The 17,917-nt window shown below is 61.7% G+C and carries 15 protein-coding genes; 7 read left to right on the top strand and 8 right to left on the bottom strand.

Annotation, left to right across the window (positions count from 1 at the left end; translation table 11 throughout):
- Positions 1-12: 12 nt before the first annotated feature.
- From GRF63_RS04385 to GRF63_RS04375, 3 genes are all read right to left on the bottom strand, one after another.
- A complete protein-coding gene (locus tag GRF63_RS04385) occupies positions 13-2,370 on the bottom strand; it encodes a TonB-dependent receptor (RefSeq protein WP_160484739.1) in 2,358 nt (785 codons plus the stop codon).
- Between the two features lie 249 nt (positions 2,371-2,619).
- A complete protein-coding gene (locus GRF63_RS04380) occupies positions 2,620-3,477 on the bottom strand; it encodes a hypothetical protein (protein WP_160484738.1) in 858 nt (285 codons plus the stop codon).
- 38 nt (positions 3,478-3,515) lie between these two features.
- Positions 3,516-3,893, bottom strand: coding sequence for a DUF6152 family protein (locus GRF63_RS04375; protein WP_160484737.1), 378 nt, complete (start codon positions 3,891-3,893; stop codon positions 3,516-3,518).
- Between the two features lie 385 nt (positions 3,894-4,278).
- Here GRF63_RS04375 and GRF63_RS04370 point away from each other — a divergent pair, with 385 nt between their 5' ends.
- Positions 4,279-5,550, top strand: a complete 1,272-nt coding sequence (locus GRF63_RS04370) for a hypothetical protein (protein WP_160484736.1) — start codon at positions 4,279-4,281, stop codon at positions 5,548-5,550.
- A 22-nt stretch (positions 5,551-5,572) separates the two neighbouring features.
- On the opposite strand, the gene GRF63_RS04365 is transcribed toward GRF63_RS04370, so the two are convergent.
- Positions 5,573-6,826, bottom strand: a complete 1,254-nt coding sequence (locus GRF63_RS04365; protein ID WP_160484735.1) for a hypothetical protein — start codon at positions 6,824-6,826, stop codon at positions 5,573-5,575.
- A 300-nt stretch (positions 6,827-7,126) separates the two neighbouring features.
- Here GRF63_RS04365 and GRF63_RS04360 point away from each other — a divergent pair, with 300 nt between their 5' ends.
- From GRF63_RS04360 to GRF63_RS04350, 3 genes are read left to right on the top strand one after another with little or no spacing between them, the layout of a single operon-like run.
- Entirely contained in the window at positions 7,127-8,665 is a 1,539-nt protein-coding gene (locus GRF63_RS04360) for a hypothetical protein (RefSeq protein ID WP_160484734.1), read from the top strand.
- Between the two features lie 33 nt (positions 8,666-8,698).
- The gene (locus GRF63_RS04355; protein WP_160484733.1) at positions 8,699-10,075 is read left to right on the top strand and encodes a hypothetical protein; all 1,377 of its coding nucleotides are present in this window, start codon (positions 8,699-8,701) and stop codon (positions 10,073-10,075) included.
- Positions 10,072-11,343, top strand: coding sequence for a serpin family protein (locus GRF63_RS04350; protein WP_237392278.1), 1,272 nt, complete (start codon positions 10,072-10,074; stop codon positions 11,341-11,343). The genes GRF63_RS04355 and GRF63_RS04350 overlap by 4 nt, the downstream gene beginning before the upstream one ends.
- Positions 11,344-11,398: 55 nt before the next feature.
- On the opposite strand, the gene GRF63_RS04345 is transcribed toward GRF63_RS04350, so the two are convergent.
- Together GRF63_RS04345 and GRF63_RS16510 are read right to left on the bottom strand one after the other, a co-directional pair.
- Positions 11,399-13,264: a M61 family metallopeptidase gene (locus GRF63_RS04345; protein ID WP_160484732.1), complete on the bottom strand. Its 1,866-nt coding sequence runs from the start codon at positions 13,262-13,264 to the stop codon at positions 11,399-11,401.
- 123 nt (positions 13,265-13,387) lie between these two features.
- On the bottom strand, positions 13,388-13,531 hold the full coding sequence (locus GRF63_RS16510) for a hypothetical protein (protein WP_237392277.1): 144 nt from the start codon (positions 13,529-13,531) through the stop codon (positions 13,388-13,390).
- Between GRF63_RS16510 and GRF63_RS04340 the strand changes: the two genes are divergently transcribed.
- A complete protein-coding gene (locus GRF63_RS04340) occupies positions 13,520-14,014 on the top strand; it encodes a DedA family protein (RefSeq protein ID WP_237392276.1) in 495 nt (164 codons plus the stop codon). The two genes, GRF63_RS16510 and GRF63_RS04340, sit on opposite strands and share 12 nt — an antisense overlap.
- Positions 14,015-14,036: 22 nt before the next feature.
- Here the strand turns inward: GRF63_RS04340 and GRF63_RS04335 are convergent, their stop codons facing one another.
- Complete coding sequence (locus tag GRF63_RS04335) at positions 14,037-14,786, bottom strand: phosphatase PAP2 family protein (RefSeq protein ID WP_160484730.1); 750 nt, start codon at positions 14,784-14,786, stop codon at positions 14,037-14,039.
- Positions 14,783-15,592, bottom strand: a complete 810-nt coding sequence (locus GRF63_RS04330) for a COG4705 family protein (RefSeq protein WP_237392275.1) — start codon at positions 15,590-15,592, stop codon at positions 14,783-14,785. Before GRF63_RS04330 ends, GRF63_RS04335 begins: the two co-directional genes overlap by 4 nt.
- Before the next feature lie 216 nt (positions 15,593-15,808).
- On the opposite strand from GRF63_RS04330, the gene GRF63_RS04325 reads away from it, so the two are divergent.
- Positions 15,809-16,255, top strand: a complete 447-nt coding sequence (locus GRF63_RS04325) for a helix-turn-helix transcriptional regulator (protein ID WP_237392274.1) — start codon at positions 15,809-15,811, stop codon at positions 16,253-16,255.
- A 155-nt stretch (positions 16,256-16,410) separates the two neighbouring features.
- On the top strand, positions 16,411-17,886 hold the full coding sequence (locus GRF63_RS04320; protein WP_160484729.1) for a tetratricopeptide repeat protein: 1,476 nt from the start codon (positions 16,411-16,413) through the stop codon (positions 17,884-17,886).
- Positions 17,887-17,917: the final 31 nt, after the last annotated feature.

Below are 17,917 nucleotides of genomic sequence, written 5' to 3'. Positions count from 1 at the left end.
CCCCACGGGAGGTCAGAAATCGAGGCGCAGTTGCATGCCCACCTGGCGGGGCCGTGTAACCGGTCCGCGCGGAAGGCGGGAGAAGCCGCCACCCTCGACCATTTCATAGCGCTCAAAACCGGAGATCGGCTGATCACCGAAGGTGAGGCGATTATCGAGCAGGTTCTTGCCGTAGATCATCACCTGCGCACGACCGAATTTCACGCCGAAATTGGCATTGACCAGATTGATCGGCTGACGGGTGAAGAATTCCGCCCCTTCCTCCGTCACCGATGGGACGGTGGTGGAACTGGTGTAGCTGTAATCGCTGGCGATGAAGAAATCGGCATTCTGGCTGATCGGTGTTTCGTAATATCCAGAGATGCTGGCCGTCCATTCCGGCACCAGCCCCAGCGGGCTACCCGCCGGTTGCGGCAACACGCCGGGATCGGTCAGCTTGGCATTCAGATAACCTAGGCCCAGCTGGATCGACAGCGGCACGTTCGCCAGCGGGCGACCGCCGATCTCAAGCTCACCGCCCCTGATGCGCGCCTTGCCCGCATTGGTGATGAAGGTGAGGCCGCAACTGGGCAGCTGGCCCACCTGCTGAATGTCAGACCAGTCCATGTGAAACGCTGCGGCAGATGCGCTGATGCGCCCATCGGCCAGCCTGCTCTTGGCGCCGACTTCGTAGCTCCACAAACTATCCGAACCGAACTGGCCTACTTCACCAAAGGTCAAGCCCAGTGAATCAAGGTCTGCCCCGCAAAACGGCGGAAGCGCGAAATTGGTGCCGCCAACGCGAAAGCCCTTTGCGACGGAGGCGTAGATATTGCCCTGATCGCCAATCTCGTAGGACACCACGGCCTTGGGAACGAGGCCTGACTGGCGCGCGGTCCGCTCTGCGTTGAAAAAACCGCCTGGTTCGAACAGTGCGCCCTTGTCCACGCTGGGGTCTTCGCGCTGGGTGATCCAGTATTGCCGCAGCCCGCCTGTAAAGGTCAGGCCCTCAACCGGCTCCAGATAAAGCTCTCCGAACAGGGCCGTGTTCTTCTCGGTACGCCGTGCCCGCACCTCTGCAAGGTAGGGCGGATCGAACCCTGCATCTTCCAGTTCCTGCACGAAGATGCCCGGATTGGCATCCTTCTGCCGCTGATACTGGTGGAAGACGCCGAAGATGCCAGACAGTCCGGGAAGCACAGCCCCCTCTTCGAAGGAAAGGCGCGTTTCATGGGTATAGGCCTTCGTCCGCGCGTCGATCTCCACGGTGAACGGCACGCCGCTGAAATCCAGCTCGAAGAAATCGTTGAAGAAGCCGTTCGTGCCTTCGGTGTTGTCATCCACCTGCACGATCTTGCGCGCGAAGAAGCTGCTGGATGATACGATATCGAACCCGTCGCCTGCGTAGTTAAACACCAGCGCGCCCAGGCCCCAGTCATCGTTCGAGAATTCCTGCACGTCGGTGTCGCGATAGATCGTGTAGCTGACGGGGCGATAATCGGGCAGCGGCAGATAGGCGCCGGGAAAACCATTCAGGCGGCTGCGCTGGCCGATGAAGCTGGCGGTCACCTCCAGCGTGTCCGTCAATCTGGCGCGCAGGGCGACGGAACCTGACAGCACGCGGTTGCGACCCTCGTCGTCCTTGGAGACGAGCGACCCCGTGCTGTCAGGAAAGCGACGGGTGATGAAGCCGGAATCCTGCAAATATCCCGCCGCCACATTCAGCGCGAGGCGATCTTCCACAAGGACGGTGTTCTTGCGGAAATTGGCATCGTAATCGAAACCGCCATCCTTGGTGAAGCCGCCCTGCACGCTCACCGTGCCATCATCATCGGTAAAGGAGGGTTTGCGGGTGATGTACCTCAGGTTCCCGCCCATGGAGCTGGCCCCGAACAGCGTGCCCTGAGGGCCTTTCAGCACCTCGATCCGGTCAAGGTTCAGGACCTGCGGGCTGACCGAGGATGGCACCGGCGTATCATCGATATAGAAAGACGTGGTGCCCTTGCCAGCCACGCCGCGGATCGCCGTTTCGCGATCGCCTGCCCACAGGTTGGAGCCGCCCTGTCCCGGCTGGAACGACAGGTTCGGCACCTTCGATGCGTAATCGACAAAGCTGGTGACATTCTGCCGCTCCAGAAATTCTGACGAATAGCTGGTGATGGAGGAGGGAATTTCGGTGAGCGTCTCCACCTTGCGGCGCGCGCTTACGAGGATGACGTTCTCGTCGATTTGCTCGGCCTGCACCTCTTCATCCTGCACATCCGCCTGCGCAAACGCGGTGCCAGCCGGTATCATCAGGGCGGCTCCGGCGAAGCCGCCTGACAGCATGGTCGCGCGCAGCAAGGCCCGTTTTGCCAATCGTGCTGCCGCGTAGATTGTCATTCCCGTCATTCCCTCATTTCCCCTTATTATTGTGCCGACATGCTTCTCTGGCATGGCGGCTGGTCCGATTATTTGTGTCGATCCCTCGATCTTGACCCTGGGCAGAGGCGCGCCGTGCCCGCCCGCTTGCCGCCGACGGGCCATTGGCCACAAACGCATCGCTACCTCGCGCTTATCTGCATGATTGTTGCGCGAATTGACCGCTTGAAACTGCGTTTAAACTGTTTGCGAACGTTACATGGCTGCCCGGTGCGCGCCCTATTCCCCCTCGATTTCCTCGTCCGTCACCTCGGTTATGCTGGTGTCGAGCGTGACCGTTCCATCGGGGTTGATCGTGTCGTGAAGATTGTCGCAGACGTATTCCGGTATCCGGTATCCGGGTGATTTCTTGTAGATCCAGCGGAACTCATACGGCGTTTGCAAAATGGCCGGGTCCACGATGGAGATATCCAGGTAAAGCTTGCCGTCAGCGCCAAGCTGGAAACGCTCCGTAATGGTCATTTCGCGGCTGTGCGGAATTTCGAAGAACTGCACGTCCTCCTTCACGCCGCGCGTTACGATAACCAGCGTATCGCCTTCCCAATGCGCGGCGGAGAAGCCGTTGTACGAGGGCGGAATTTCATCCACCGGCGGCATGGGTACATCCATGTAGATGCGCCGCGTCTGCATGAACAATTCGGCCAGCACGGTGATCTGGCCCGGCGTCTGCAGGATTTCGATCGGATAGATCGCCTGCATCATGCTCGGCATGCCTTCGGGCAGGCACTTGGTGCTGGGATCCACCAGCGGCGTGCCCGCCTCCACGGCTTCCTGCCGGGCGAAGCGCTGCTCCTTCCACTGGGTGGCATAGGGCTCTTTCAGGTCTGGCCCCTGATCTGGTGGGGGCACATCGTCGAAATCATGCAGATATGTGGGCCAGGGAAGCGGATACCGCTCCCACACGCCGGTAAAATTGCGCGCGCCTTCGACAGGGGCCTCTGGCGTGGGCCGCTGAACGGATTGGCTGGCCGCGTCAGTCGCGCCCTGCCCGCTTTCTTCGGCCCAGGCAGGACCGGCCACCATCGCCAATCCGGCGGCCACCATGCACGCCAGATCGCGCATTCGTTGGGAATTCATATGTTGCTGACCTTGGTTTCTATAATTGGAAGCGGTGATCAGCTGTCTCTAAGCTGCGAGCCATCCTCGAAGGTGGCGACGCTGAGCGCACCGCCGGGCTTGCCATTGCGCAGCGGGAAGAAGGTGACGTCCAGCTTGTCACCCGCCTTGATGCTGTTGAATTTCCAGCCCATCGATCGCAGTGCGGAAGGGCTGGAACCCTCCAGCGCGTAACGCTGTTTCCCGCTCTGGACGATGAAGAATACGTGCGGGTTGCCCCAACGCACTTCCAGCACGGTAACGTCCTTCAATTCCGTAATGGTGTTGCGATCGAACATCGCGAAAGAATGATGGGCCAGCGCCGGTGCCGAAACCGCCGCCAGGCCGAGCGAACCGGCAAGCGCCAGCTGCATGATCTTGGGGCTGCGAAATTTCATATCTTTCTCCATCCATCTCCGGGTGAAGGCGGCGTCGGCGCAATCTCGTCCGCATGGCGGCGATATGCGGCCTTTCACCAGCCTTCCTGATGGGATGCAGTATGCGGGTTTGGTGCGGGCCAATCACGCGGGTAGCGGTCTTGAAACGGTTCGCGAGGCGGGCTTAATCGGGGAAGCAGCGCGGCCCTTTCTGCCCTGTGACAGCGCGGTTCTCGTCCTGCGGCGGGGCGATGTGGCCCGATAGCCTCCAACACTGCCGATCCGTTGCCAAAGTGGCACGATCACAACGTCACGAACGGTTACCTCACCGTTCTTCGTTATCAATTGTTCGCTGTTGCGTTAGTGTGACCAATGAAGCCGCAGCAAGGGATAGTGTTCAGGAAAGATGGATAATCAGGCGCCATCTCCTGACGAAGAAAAGGCTCTCACGGAAGAGGGGCGCAAGGTCCGCGAGTTCATTGGCTCCACCAATTCCGAAGTCATGCTGCGCCTGTTCGATTTCCTCCTCGAACGGTCGCTGGAAGGCAACCGGCCCAAGGAGGCCGAGATTGCCGAGGCGGTTTTCGATCAGCCGTGGAAGGCGACGGAAGGCTCCCGCATCAGGGTGAGCGTGTACCGGCTGCGCAAGAAGCTGGATCAGTTTTACGAAGGCGCGCCCGGCCCTCGGATGGTTATACCTAAAGGCGAGTACATCCTCACCCTGTCTGCCGCGGAGGATGAGCAGGTCGATGGTGCGCTGGCTGAAGACGATGCAGAAGCGGGCCGGGATCAGCCAAACCGCGGGCCACGGGCCTATTGGATCGGTATTGCCCTTCTCGCGGTGCTGAATGCCGGGTTGTTGCTGTGGCTGTTGCAGGACAAGCCTGGTTCCCCCGCAAGTGCAGCATCGCAGGATCTTGTGGAGCCATTGGAAAACGGCTTCCCCACGAAGATCGCGCTTGGCGATTACTTCATGTTCCTCAGCTCAACAGATGGCGGGGAGCCGTCCCTCCCCACGCAGGATCTGACGATCCACGATGAGGATGACTTCCACGCCTTCAAGGCGGCGCAGGGCGCGGCAGGCGACATGCTGATGGAGGAGAGTGACAACACCGTCAGCGTCGAAACCCTGGAATCGGCCAGCCGGTTGTGGCTTGCCATCGACCGGCTCAACCCGCAAGCTGTCGCGATGAGCCAGGTAAGCGCAGCGACGATGGCATCCTTCAACGTGGTCTATGTCGGCCCGCTCGATGCGCTATCGCCGCTGATCCGGCAGCCGCTGTTCGATGCCTCCCGATTTCGATGCGAGGGCAATTGCTATGCACTGGAAGAGAAAGCCTCGGGCAAAACCTTCCTCTCGGACAGCCCCTATACCCTGGGGGAGCGCGTCGTTCCGCGGCGGGACTTCGGCTATATCGCCAGCTTTCCGGGGCCATCGGGAAAGCAGATCCTGATCCTGTCAGGCACGGGGGACGCGGGCGTCAGCCAGATGGTGCGCGTGGCGCGAGACCCTGCACGACTGGCCGAACTGAAGCAGAAGATCGGCGGCGATCTCACCTCTTTCGAGGCATTGTATCGGGTGCGCACGATGTTTGCGCAAAGCTATGCCAGCTCGCTGATTTCAGCAAATCGATTGCCATCTGCGGAGATATGGGACGGCCAGCAACGCAGCGATTGATCGGGCGCGCTGGCTGCATCAGTCACATTGCGTGCGCGACCGTGGTTGCCGTGCGTATCGGCCGCGCGGTTACCAGCCTGTAGTCATAGCGCAGCCCGCCTGCCACGCGCACCTCATACAAAGCCTCGAACGCGGTCTCATCGCCCAGCACTTCATCCAAACGCTCCAGCACCCGGTCATCGGTCACAAGTTGCAGCATCTGAGAAAGGCCTGCGTCGTCAGCCCCGGAGATGATGGTGTTGCGCTTGCCGGAAGGGCCGGGAAAGCTGGCGATATAGCCGTAGTCATAGATGGAGGATTGCGCCCCGCCCTCTTCGCGTGGAGCGCCGCGTGCGGTGTAGATCTGGCCGGTCGTCTTGTCCCTGATCTCGTGAAACTGGCCCGTTGGCTCAAAACTGGAATATTGCAGGACGGGAGAGCGAAGCGCGCCCAGTTGCGAGAAATACTGGATAAAGATCACATTGTGGGCATCGACCACATCCTGGCTGAGCGATGATGCCGGGATCACCAGCGTATCGCGCGATGCGGGCTGCAAATCGGACACCAGTTGCAGGATGCGCAGCGCACTCTCCGCCTCTGCCACGGGAACGCGGCGGATATCGCGATCCAGCAGCCGTCCCTCCTGCTCTGGATGGCTGAGAAGGTGGGTGGAAAGATCACCGGGGGATTGAATATCCGGGTGCAGCATCACGCGCTGCACCTGCCCGCCGCCATCGCTTTCCCCCACCATGAACAGATCGCCCACTGCAATCACCGTTTCGCTGCCATTGGCCGCAAGCGGCGCCCACAGCCGTGTGTCGGCAAGCGGTGGGCGGGGTGTTTGCCGGGCGGACAGGGCAATCGCCAGCGTCAGAACCACCGCCCCCATGGCAAGCGCCGCCAATGCCACCTTTGGCCAGGGCACGTTCGCGCGCTGCCAAAAGGGGGCGATCGTCGCGGCCTTACCATCCTGCGCTGCATCTTCGGCATCCGGCATGTCATCCAGATAGAGCCGGTATTCACCCTTGGGGATCACCAGGCGTGGGCCAGGCTCGCCATCGTAATGCTTGTCTAGCCGTTGACGCAGGCGGTGCATGTGGCTGCGCACCATGGAGCTTTTGGCGGTATCGAAAGTGGCGCTCTTGCCGAACACCTCCATCGCGATTTCGATTTCTTTGGGCGCACGGCCATCCTGCGATTCCTGAACGATGTATTCGAACAGGTTCGAAAGCACGCTGGAGCGGCTATCCTCGGCCAGTTCGGCCTGGAAACGCGCTGCCTCGGCTGCAAAGGACACTACGCCGCCACTTTCTCCAAGGGCCACGTTTGCCGAAGATGTTGCAGGCGAGAGCCGTTTTCGACGATTGTCATCGCTCATCCTGCGGTGAAGTATCAAGTAAAGCGCACCCGCTCAATGCCCATGCTCGCCGGGACTACGCAATTGATGTTGGCTGCGCGAATGCGCTGAAGTGCAAGTTCTGCCCTTCGGCGAAACTATTGCTGCAGCGGCGAACAGGTAGGAACGCGCGGCAAGTCGTTTAGCTTCGGTTCAGGCATCACTGCACAATGTTACTGTGTAACCTTGCGGAGTATCGAATTGATTCGTAGCCTTTTCCTTGCTTGCATCGCTTCCTTTCCTGCGGCGTGTACTGCATCTCCCGAAGCGGATGGCGGTGACTACGCAACTGTTCTTGAAGCGCCGCCCTATACGCCGATCACACGGCTTGGCCCGGACACCTATACGCCCACCGTCGCAGACCGGCGAATGCGCTTTGCCGATGCGCTGGAGCAGCGCAATCTGCCGATGCTGCGCCGCCTGAAGCAGGGCGAAAATGGCAATTTCGGCGGCATCGAGTGGCGCTGGACCGATGGGCCGGAGAACGAAGGCATCGGCACGGTACGCGCCATCGCCTATTTCCTGCGCGATCCCGCCACTTCGCTGGCGCGCTACACCTCCATCCCGCTTTTCAGCGCGCAAACCGCGGATTTCTCCCGCGCGGAACAGGACAAGGTCGTGCGCGACTGGGCAGAGCGGATCGGCACCGATGTCGCTTCCCCCGGCTTTGGCAATATGAGCGTGCCGTGGCTGGATATCGCAATGTCCCGCACGGCCTTTGAGCAACTGCGTGCAGAGCGCGGCTGGGATATGCCTCGCAATTTGCAGCTTCGCTTCAACCCCTTTGCGGAACCGGACCTGCCGAGCGTTTCCGAGGATGCTCGCGATGCCATCCGCTATTTTCCGCAGCAGACGAGCTTGCTCGGCCCCACTCCCGATCTCGCCAGCTATGATGCCGTGGTGCTTCGCGATGGCTGCTTTTTCATAGACGAGGCAGGCGATGACGATCCGCTTGCCCTGTTTCCCTTCGGCACCGGCATCTATCGGGACGATGAAGGCTATCTGGCGTTTCGCCCGCGATATTCCCACAGCGAACAGCGGCTTGGCCGGGTCGGCACGCGATTGCAGCTTGGCTACAGGTCCGATGTCGCCGATCCGCCTGCAGAACTGATAGAGGCCTGCGGGGAGCATCGCGTCGTGGCCGTCACGTCGCTCGATCAGGCGGCGGGTTATGGCAGCGACTGGTTCGGCGTGCGCGAATATCGCGACCGGGAAGGCATCAGCAGCGAAGAGGCCATGCGCCGCGCCAATTCCTGCCTGCTGGCGCAGGAACAGACGATGGCGGACAACAGGCTTCGCGGCACGCGCGATCATCCCACGCAATGCGCGAAAACCTATGGCATCTGGGGCAATCCTCCGGAACCGCCGCCGCCCGCACCGTTGCCTCCCGAAGCGCAAAGCGCACCCGCAGCGCCAATTGACCGCCCGCCCTCGCCGCCCAAGAAGCTGGAACCCAATCGCAACGGCGTGTGCCTGTTCGAGGAGCGCGATCCATCCGAACGGCCCGATACGCTGATCCGCACCAATCGATCATCGAACATGATCTTCTGGGCAGACGAAGGCGCCGCGCTGTGGGACCATGCCAACGGCTTTATCGATGAAGGCATGGTGCTGCCGGGATTTCGCATCGTGGCCGCGCGTGAAGGCCTGCCCGACCTGTGGATCTACCCCAACCGCGACGGACCGATTTACCTCTATTCCGGCCCGGAGGTTTTCGAATGTCGTCAGCCAGAACAATGAGATGAGGTTGAAATCGATGAGGGGACTGACCCGATGACCATGCGACGATTCACGACGCTCGCGGCTGGATTGAGCCTGTGCGCAATGCTGGCCGCCTGTGCGGCAAACACCCCGGAAGAAGGCCCCCCGGACGCATCGCAGCCGTTCCGCGCGGACTTTAACGCAGAGGGGTTTGCCACCATCATAGACGTGCCGCCAGCCGATTTCGATCCGCAGCAGCCGCGCCCGCCAGAACCGCGCACTGCCGAACAGGATGCCGCCGATGCGCAGTTCATGCGGGTCGCAAAATATCAGAATAGCGTGATGGACGAGGTGCAGGCGCTGACAGAACGGCTGCGACGGGAAGAGCGCGGCAACTTCGTCGATCTGTATTACGACAATGATGGCGAACCGGGACTGGTGGTGCAATTCCTGCGTGACGGACCGCAGACCCTGCGCAAATACAGCGATAATCCCACCTTTCGCGGTGAAACCGTTCGCTGGTCAAAAGAAGAGCTGATGGCCGCTGCCGATTTCATGTGGGAGACATTCCGCGAAGACCGCGTGATCCAGGCAACCGGCATTCGCCCGCAGGAAGTGAGCGTGGAGATCAGCGTATCCGAAAACGAGTTTCGCGATCTTGTGCGCCGCAAGGGCGTAACCATTCCCGAACCGGTAACGCTGGTGTTCCGCGCCGCGCCGGTGGTGCCGATCAGCAATCCGCCCAGCGCAGCGCAGCGCGATGATGCCGTGCCCGCCAGCGTGGCCCCGCATATCCGCATCTTCCCCCGCCATGATCGGCCGGCAGGCGCGCTCAACGCCATCAACAGCCGTGTGCAGGTCGTGCTGAAGGATGGCTGCTTCCGCGCCGCCGATCATGACGATGCGCTGGTGCTGTTTCCTTTCGGCGCGCGCCTGTTCGTCGATAGCCAGAACTACCTGGCCTACGGATCGGAAGCAGCCCCCGGCTATGCGCGCGTGGGTGAGACGGTGACCTTCATGGGCTCCGTCAACGAAGTGACCGTGCCGGAACTGGTGGAGCCGATCCACGCGGCGTGCGGGCCGGGCAGAGTGATCAAGGTGGAAGGCCTCGAAAGCGCGGACGCACAATCGCGGCAGGACGTGGTGAATGATAACGCCCGCGCACTACAGCGCCTGCAGAGTTCCTATGGTCTTGAAGAGGCGCAGGCGCGCCGCGCAATGGCGTGGCTGGATCGGCGGCAGGCAGCAAATCGGCAGGTGGACGCCAATGGCATCGCCGCACCGCCCATCACCGCCGCGATGACGATAGATGTTCCTCCGCGCCCCGTAATGGATGCTTCGGAATGTCCCACGGGAACAAGTCTGGTGTCCGGCCTGTGCCGCACGCCTCAAGGTTATCTCCGACCGTTACCCGAATGGCTGGCCGAGTTTCTGGAGCAGGATCAATGAAAGCAATCCTGGCAATGATCGGCGGCGCATTGCTGGCCAGCGGATGCGCCACCACGCCAGTGCCGCCCGCGGCGCAAGGCGGGGCGCAGGCCAGCCCGAACGATATTACCGCCGGTCAGGCGCAGCTTGCCGCGCGGCTCTATCCGCAGATGGCGCAGGCGGCAGAACCGAACGACAATCTCTTCATCTCGCCCCTGTCGCTCAGCGAAGGGCTTGGCCTCGCCTTACCCGGCGCGCGCGGGGAGACCGAGGCTGAAATGCGCGCCCTGCTGGGGTGGGATGCAGCCACTCGGCCAGAGCTTGGCGTAAAGGATTACGACCGCTTCCTGACGCGGACGGGGGACGACAAGGTGGCGCTGTCTGTCGCCAATGCATTGTGGCTATCGGACAAGCTCGCTTTCACGCCGGAGTACCTGCGCACCACCAGAGAAAATTTCGGCGCCACTGCCCGCCCACTGGATTTCGGCGGCGATCCGCAGGGTTCTGCCGACACGATCAACGGCTGGGTCAGCGATCAGACGCGTGAGCGGATTACCCGCATCGTCGAGGCCAGCGGCCTGAACGATCTGACGGCTGCGGTGCTGACCAATGCAGTATGGTTCAAGGCGGACTGGAGCATCCCCTTCGAAGATGGCAGCATCGGCGAATTCACGCGCGGCGATGGCACGAAGCAGAACATCTACATGATGGAGCGCATCGCGCCGATGGCCTATCGCCAGACGCGTGACTGGCAGGCGGTACAGCTTCCCTATGGCGATGATGGTCGCTTTGTGATGGAAGTGTTCCTGCCAAGGGACATGGCGACCCTGCGCCGCTGGGAGCGCGATCTGGACGGTCTTTCCTTCAATCTCGGCCAGCAGGGGAGCGACGGCAAATTCGATCTTGGCACGGCAGAGGAACGCGAAATCCTGCTGCGCCTGCCCCGTTTCGAAGCGCGCTTCGACGGCAGCGTGAAGAAGGCGCTGATCGCGGCAGGAATGCCCTGCGCTTTCAACGAAAATTGTGCCGATTTCTCCAGCATGGCCGCTGCCCCGCTGAAAATTGACGATGTGGCCCACGCCACCTTCCTGCGTGTGGATGAAAAAGGGACGGAGGCAGCGGCGGTGACGGCGGTGAAGATCGTGGTCACCGGTTCGCGCATTATGCCGGATGTGCCGACGATGATCGTCGACCGTCCATTCCTGTTGACCATCCGCGACCGGGCCAGCGGCGCGCTGATCTTCTTCGGCCGCATTGCTGACCCGGCACCGGTGGAAAAAGCCGGATGAAGCGCCTGTAGCTTGCCGCCAGACAGCCACATTTACGATGCCATCGGCACTGCCCCTATGACGTGGCGCGCGGCCTCAGAATTGCGTCGAGAAGATGCGGGCCGTCGCCATCGGGCACGAGGGCGGGATAACGCTGGCCCGTCGGGCAATCGATAGTCAGCGTCTTCACCTTGTCCAACCGCTTGACCACCAGCTCCACACTGCCGCCGCCATCGGCGCAATTATCCAGCGCATCCTGCATCGCCGCGTGGGAATAGGTTACCCCGCCAACCGAGAGGACCTCCATCCCCTTCGTCATCCCGGCATTGAAGGCTGGCCCGTCCCACAGAACATCGATCACCTTGGCGCCGATGCCCATCTTGACCCCCATTGAATAGGAGAAGTCGAAATAGGAATGGTGCGTCTGGTCATCCGCCTGCCAGCCAGATGGGTGGCCCTGCCAGACGAGGCGATAGCCCCCGTTCTCGATCCCGGCATAGGGCGCGTGCGGGGCGATGCCATCGACGCGGGATTTGAAGAAGCCAGCCCAGTCGTATTCGTGCAGATCGGTCAGCGCCCTGATCAGTTCATCGCGCCCGTAGGGTTCAGGCGTCCGGCGTTGTCCCTGTCCGCCTGCCACGCCCGGATCACCTGCGCCGTCGGGTGCAAAGAAGCGGCGCATCAGATCGTCCAGCGATCGCTTGCCGTCTGATCCCTGCCGAATGATCGTATCCGCTTCCATCCAGATCAGCAGGCCTTCGGAATAATAATCCTCCGAGCGCTGCCAGCTTTGCCATGGCTGCGCCTCGCGTGCGGTGAAGATGGGATCATTGTCCGTATCGGCCAGCGGACGCCATGTGCGGCCCGGCCGATTGTCATATGTGGCGAAAACCAGCGCAAACGCCTCCCGCGTCAATTCTGCGCAGATCAGCCCGCACCGCGCGGCAAGGACGTGGCCGTAATACTGCGTCAGCCCTTCATACACCCACATCAGCTCATTCGTCATGCGGCTGAAATCGGACTGGTAATTCCCCGCCGGCACACGGTATTTGCCGACCCAGGCGTGCACATATTCATGCGGCAGGAGATCGCGTTCCGTCGTGGAGCTTTGCCAATTGCTGAAATAGGTGGCGCGCACGCCCTCCTCGCTGCAACATTCATGCTCCAGCCCCATGCGCCCGATCTGGTCCGAACAGGCCATCAGGAACACGTAATTGTCGAAAGGCCGATGGCCGAACAGCACGTCCGCCTCCGCGATCAGGCGCTTATGACATTCCAGTTCCTCGGTGCCCTGCGGCAACTGGTCTTGCCGATCCGCCACGATCAGCAGTTCGACGTTTGCGTCCAGATCCTCGCGATGGGTGTGGATGCCGGCCAGCACCGGGCAATCGATCAGCGTGCGCACGTTTACCGGCTTGAACCGCAGCATCGATTGGCCCGGCCCGGTCTGCGCCTCGTCCGCGCGGCCCAGTGCGCAGGCCCAGTCCCATCCTTCTGGCAATCGCAGGGCGGGCTCCACCAGTATATCGTCAATCGGGGCGTCTGCGGGATAGAGCAGGCATTCTTCCCAGTGGAAGCGCAAAATCTCGTCACTCACCATGATGCGGCCCTGATTGCCTTGCGTGGGCGACAGGGATTGGCAGGTGATATCAAGGCGCATGGCCCCTTCGGGCAGATCGACCAGGATGCGGTAAGGATCGTCAGGATCGCGCTGCCAGCGGCATGGCGAGCCATCCGCCCTGAAATCCAGCCCCGCCAGCCTGTCTATCGCCCCGCGCGGCGCGTGATAGGCGGGCAGCCACTTGGCCAGCGTGAGCGCGATACGCCCCTCGCGCCCCTGCACCGACATGGTCTGCGTGGCCCAGAAGATTGCCCGTGCCACATCTGTTGCATCCACGCTGAGCTGGATGGCCGAAGCCTGCGCGCCGCTCGATTGGTCCAACCGTCTTTTCCTCTCTGATCTGATGTGTTTGCCTTGGATAAAAACCGCGGATCTGGCCGAGCCGTTCCCTCCCCCGCAACCAGCGATGCAATTATTATCGATTGCGAATGTACCGCGATCGTTTCAGGAAACCAGCCGGATTTCGCGGCAGAAAAGCACCCGATGCAGCTTGAACAATTCCTCACCCAATATGGCCTCTGGGCGCTTGGCATAGGCGCCGGGCTTGAAGGGGAGACGGTGACAGTCCTTGGCGGGATGTTCGTGCATCGCGGGCTGTTTGCTTTCTTGCCGGCTGTGCTGGCGGCATCGCTCGGATCATTTCTGGCAGACCAGGTTTTCTTCGCACTGGGCCGCGGGTTTCGCGACACCGCCTATGTGCAGAAAATTCGCGCAAAGCCTGCGTTCAAACGGGCGTTGGCGGTCTTTGATCGGCATCCGACAGGCTTCGTCTTCGCATTCCGCTTCCTCTACGGTCTGCGCACTATCAGCCCTGTCGCCATAGGCACGACGGACCTGCGCGCGTCCCGTTTCGTCCTCATCAACGCCGCCGCTGCGCTGGTGTGGGGCGCAACCTTCGTGACGCTGGGCTATTTCTTCGGGCAGGCAATCGAGGCCCTGTTCGGCCGGTTGCATCTGAATGCAGTCATTCTTTGTGCGGTGGCCGTGTTGGTCATAGCGGCATGGCTTGCGCACACCATCACGGCGAGACAGCGGAAGGCGCGCGAGCAGCGAGGGACACCTGACGGCTGACGGTCCGATTGCCAGCGCCACCTTAGTTGCCAGAGTGCCCATCGACGGGCCCTTCAACCGGCCTTTCAATTGCTCCGCGGCGCTGCAACTCTCTTGCTATTAAAGAGCACCCGGCTGCCCAGATGGCTCCTACGGCCCAGCCCGCAAGCACATCGCTTGGCCAATGGACACCCAGGTAAACCCTGGTGCTGCCGACTATGAGAGTGAGGGTCAGCGCGACCGCGATCAGGTAAACCTGGACGTGCCGATCCTCTTCACTGCGCGCTAAAAGCACCGCCAAGGTGAGGTAGACGATGGCCGAGTTCATGCTGTGACCACTGGGAAAGCTCGATGAACTGACATCGACGAGATGCGGCACGATCTCGGGCCTCGGCCTGACCAGAATTGCCTTCAGCAGCCCGCTGAGCAAGGCGCCACCGGTGATCGAGGCAGCGACGAACATAGCATTGGATTTCTTGTCCACGACCAGAAGATAGCCCAGAGCGAACACGGTGATCAGGACAAGAACTGCCGCGCTACCCAGCGATGTAAGATCGGCCACCGCCACACTCAGCCAGGCAGGACCGATCGGCAAACCAGCTTGATCGCTGTGACGCAGTCCGGTCAGTATCATCTTGTCGATCGCGAAGGTGTCGCCCTCCGCCACTTCGGAAGCCAGGGCAATCATGCCGAGCGACACGAGAGCGAAGGCGAGAAACGCTATCAGAACGTGGCTGTCCCAGCGGTGAGGACCGATCCGATTCATTAAACCGCTGCGGATGATGCGCATCATTCCAGCCGTTCCTGCGCCGCGACGGACTCCGGGCGTTGGGGCAACAGCGCTATCAGCATTACAATCGCGGCTGCGAGGACGGCAGAAGCAGCAAGGCGGCTCAATTCAAGTCCGCCGCTCGATACAGGCTTGTCGAGAAAATCACCCACCACCGCGCCCAGGGGCCGTGTGAGGATAAACGCTGTCCAGAACAACATGGGCTTGGGAACGCGGGTGAAGTAATGCGCCAGCGCCACCAGCGCCAGCGCCCCTCCAAAGATCATTGCCGCGCCCAGATAGCCGAGCGACCCGTCCGCCACCCAATCGCCCAGTGCCGTGCCCAGTGTCTGGGAAAAGGTGATGGTGATCCAGTAGAACAGCTCCGCCTCGCGCGTGTGGACCGAAGCGGCAGATATCTCACCCAGAGTGCGATGCCATGCGAACAGCGAACCGAGAACCAGGGCAAGGAGCAGCAGCGATCCACCGGGGTAACCGATACCCAGCGATCGGGTGGCGAAGTCTGCCAGGGTCGTTCCCGCAGTGGTGGAGGCGATGATGGTTGCCCAGTACAGCCAGGCATGAAAGCGCCGGGCGCGAATTTGCAAGAATGCGAGGATCAGCAACGCTGCCCCGAATATGGCAGTCCCCACGACATAGCCGTTCAGTCCCGATTGGCCCGCGGTGGCGGATGTTTCACCCAGCCAGCTCATGCTTACCGAGTCTCCGGCTGTCTCCCCCAAAGTGGTCGCCAGAATCTTGATGATCCAGAACCCCGCAGTAACCGCCGGAACTTTGGCTACGGCATCAGCCATATCGTCACGTGTCATCAGATGTGCTCCAATCGATTGCCCGGCTTCAGGTTTGCCTTCGGGTTCGGCGATTTAATCGAACGCAACTGTCGCAAAATCCATAAGCACCTGCTTAGGCGGCGACTGTTGAGCGGCTGCTTAGGGAGAATCGGAGTGAACGGCAGACACATGAAAGCAGGCCAGTCGCCGCGCCGCAGCGCGCTTACAGTTGGTGCGCTGGTTATCCTGCAAGGCTTGGCCGCGCTCTATTTTCTGGCAGATGGCATTGATGACATAGCAGCGCAGCTGCGCTCGGGCCTTGAGATCGAGGCGATCATGGAATGCGCGGTTGCGGTCGCCCTGCTGGCGGGCACCATAATGGGCGCTCGCTACACACGGGTGCTGTTGGCCGATGCCCAGCGCAATGAGGCAGCGCTGAACGTGGCGCGCGGGGCGATGGCCGATCTCATCAGGCTGCGGTTCGAACAATGGAACCTGACGGGGTCGGAACGCGACGTTGCGCTCTTCGCAATCAAGGGCGCTACCATTCCGGAAATTGCCAGGCTGCGTGGCAGCGCAGAGGGCACGGTGCGCTCGCAACTCAGCCAGATCTACAACAAGGCACAGGTCTCCAACCAGACCATGTTGCTTGCCCTTTTTCTCGACGAGTTGATCGATCCGCTGATCGAAAATCAACCATAGCTGTGGGCGCTCCCAGCCAGTCCAGCACCCCCTCACCTCTCGCCGGATAAACCGCCACCCGCACGCCAACGTACACCTATCCTAAACTTCGCCGCACTAGATGCGCGAGCATGCGACGTGTCCTCCATCTGATTTCTGCAAGCGCCCTGGCACTCATGCTGACAGGGTGCGATGTCTCGCCAGAAGAGCGCCTGGCGCGGGCGCAGCAGGCGTTTGAGGAGCACCGCTTCAGTGCAACGCGCCTCGATCTTGGCACCTTGCTGCAAGCGGATGAAAACGATCCGCAGGCGCTGGAATTGCTGGTGCGCACCCAGCTGATGCTGGGAGACGGTGTGGGTGCAGAAGCAACGCTTACCCGGATGGACGGGCTTGGCATACGTCCGGCCGATCACCAGGAATTGCTGGCCGAAGCCTTCATCATCCAGGGCGCACTTGCCAGCGCAGCCGCCGCTGGAGAGGCCCTGGCCACCGCCAACGGGCTTCGTATTGCGGCCCTTGCCTATATCGGACTTGGTGAAAGCGATGCTGCGAGGGATGCGTTTTATCGCGGGCTTGATGCTGATGGCGATCGCTCCCGCCTTTATGCCGATTACGCGCGGTTCGCAGCCTTGAATGGCGATCTATCGCGTGCCCGCTCGCTTGCCCGGCAGGCGCTTGAGGCCGATCCCGATGGGCTGGACCCGCTGCTGGCCAGCGCAGATATTGCGCAGACCGCAGGTGCGTATCCGCAGGCGCTGAAATATTACGAGCAGGCCCACGCCTCATGGCCAGAATCCCGCGCAGCCCTGCTGGGCCGGATCGGAATGCTGGGCGACATGGGCAAAATGCAGGACGCGCGCGATCTGGTGTCAGACGCTGCGCGCCGCATGCCGAACGATCCTGACGTGATCTATCTGCAGGCCCGCCTTGCCGCCGATGATGGAGACTGGACGAGGGTGCGCACCCTGCTGCAACCTATCGAGGACAGCGAAGATACTCGCACGCAACAGCTGTACGCCCGCTCCCTGCTGGAGCTGGATTTGCCGGAGCAGGCACTGCCCAAGCTGACGGCAATCGTGCGCCGCTCTCCGCAGGCGGTGGAGGCCCGCCGCGCGCTGGCCGATGCGCAGATGGCATTGGGCGATGCGGGCGCGGCGTTCGACACCATCGGTCCGCTGGCGATCAGCGCAAACGGCACGCCGGGTGACATTGCGCTGTACCGCAAGGCTGCGGATCGGACGGGCCGCGCTGGCCAGGTGGCTGCCGCCTTTGCCAATGCTCCGCCCGAAAGACGCATCGCCGCGCTGCTGGCGCAAGCCGATGCGGATATGCGCGCCCAGCGCTGGCCCGCCGCGATCGCCGCCTATGAGCAATTGCGCAGGTGGACCGGCGATTCCAACGCCATGGTGCTGAACAATATTGCCTATGCGAAAAGCCGCACAGGCCAGACTGCGCAGGCGCTGAGCCATGCGCGCGCCGCGTTAAAGCTGGCGCCTGATAACGCCAGCGTTATCGACACAGCAGGCTGGCTGATGGTGCAGAGCGGGCAAGACCGCGCCCGCGGCCTGCAATTGCTGGAGAAGGCGGCCCGGCTGGCGCCGGACAATGCCGATATTGCAGAGCATCTGAAACAGGCCCGAAAGCGCAGCTAGTCGACCCTCCGGCACCTGGCCGCTGAGTAGA

Origin of the sequence: Aurantiacibacter rhizosphaerae (assembly GCF_009807005.1) — a bacterium.
In the GTDB taxonomy this organism is placed as follows: domain Bacteria; phylum Pseudomonadota; class Alphaproteobacteria; order Sphingomonadales; family Sphingomonadaceae; genus Alteraurantiacibacter; species Alteraurantiacibacter rhizosphaerae.
The sequence above is the reverse complement of the archived record's forward strand: the minus strand, read 5'-3'. Positions and strand labels throughout refer to the sequence as shown.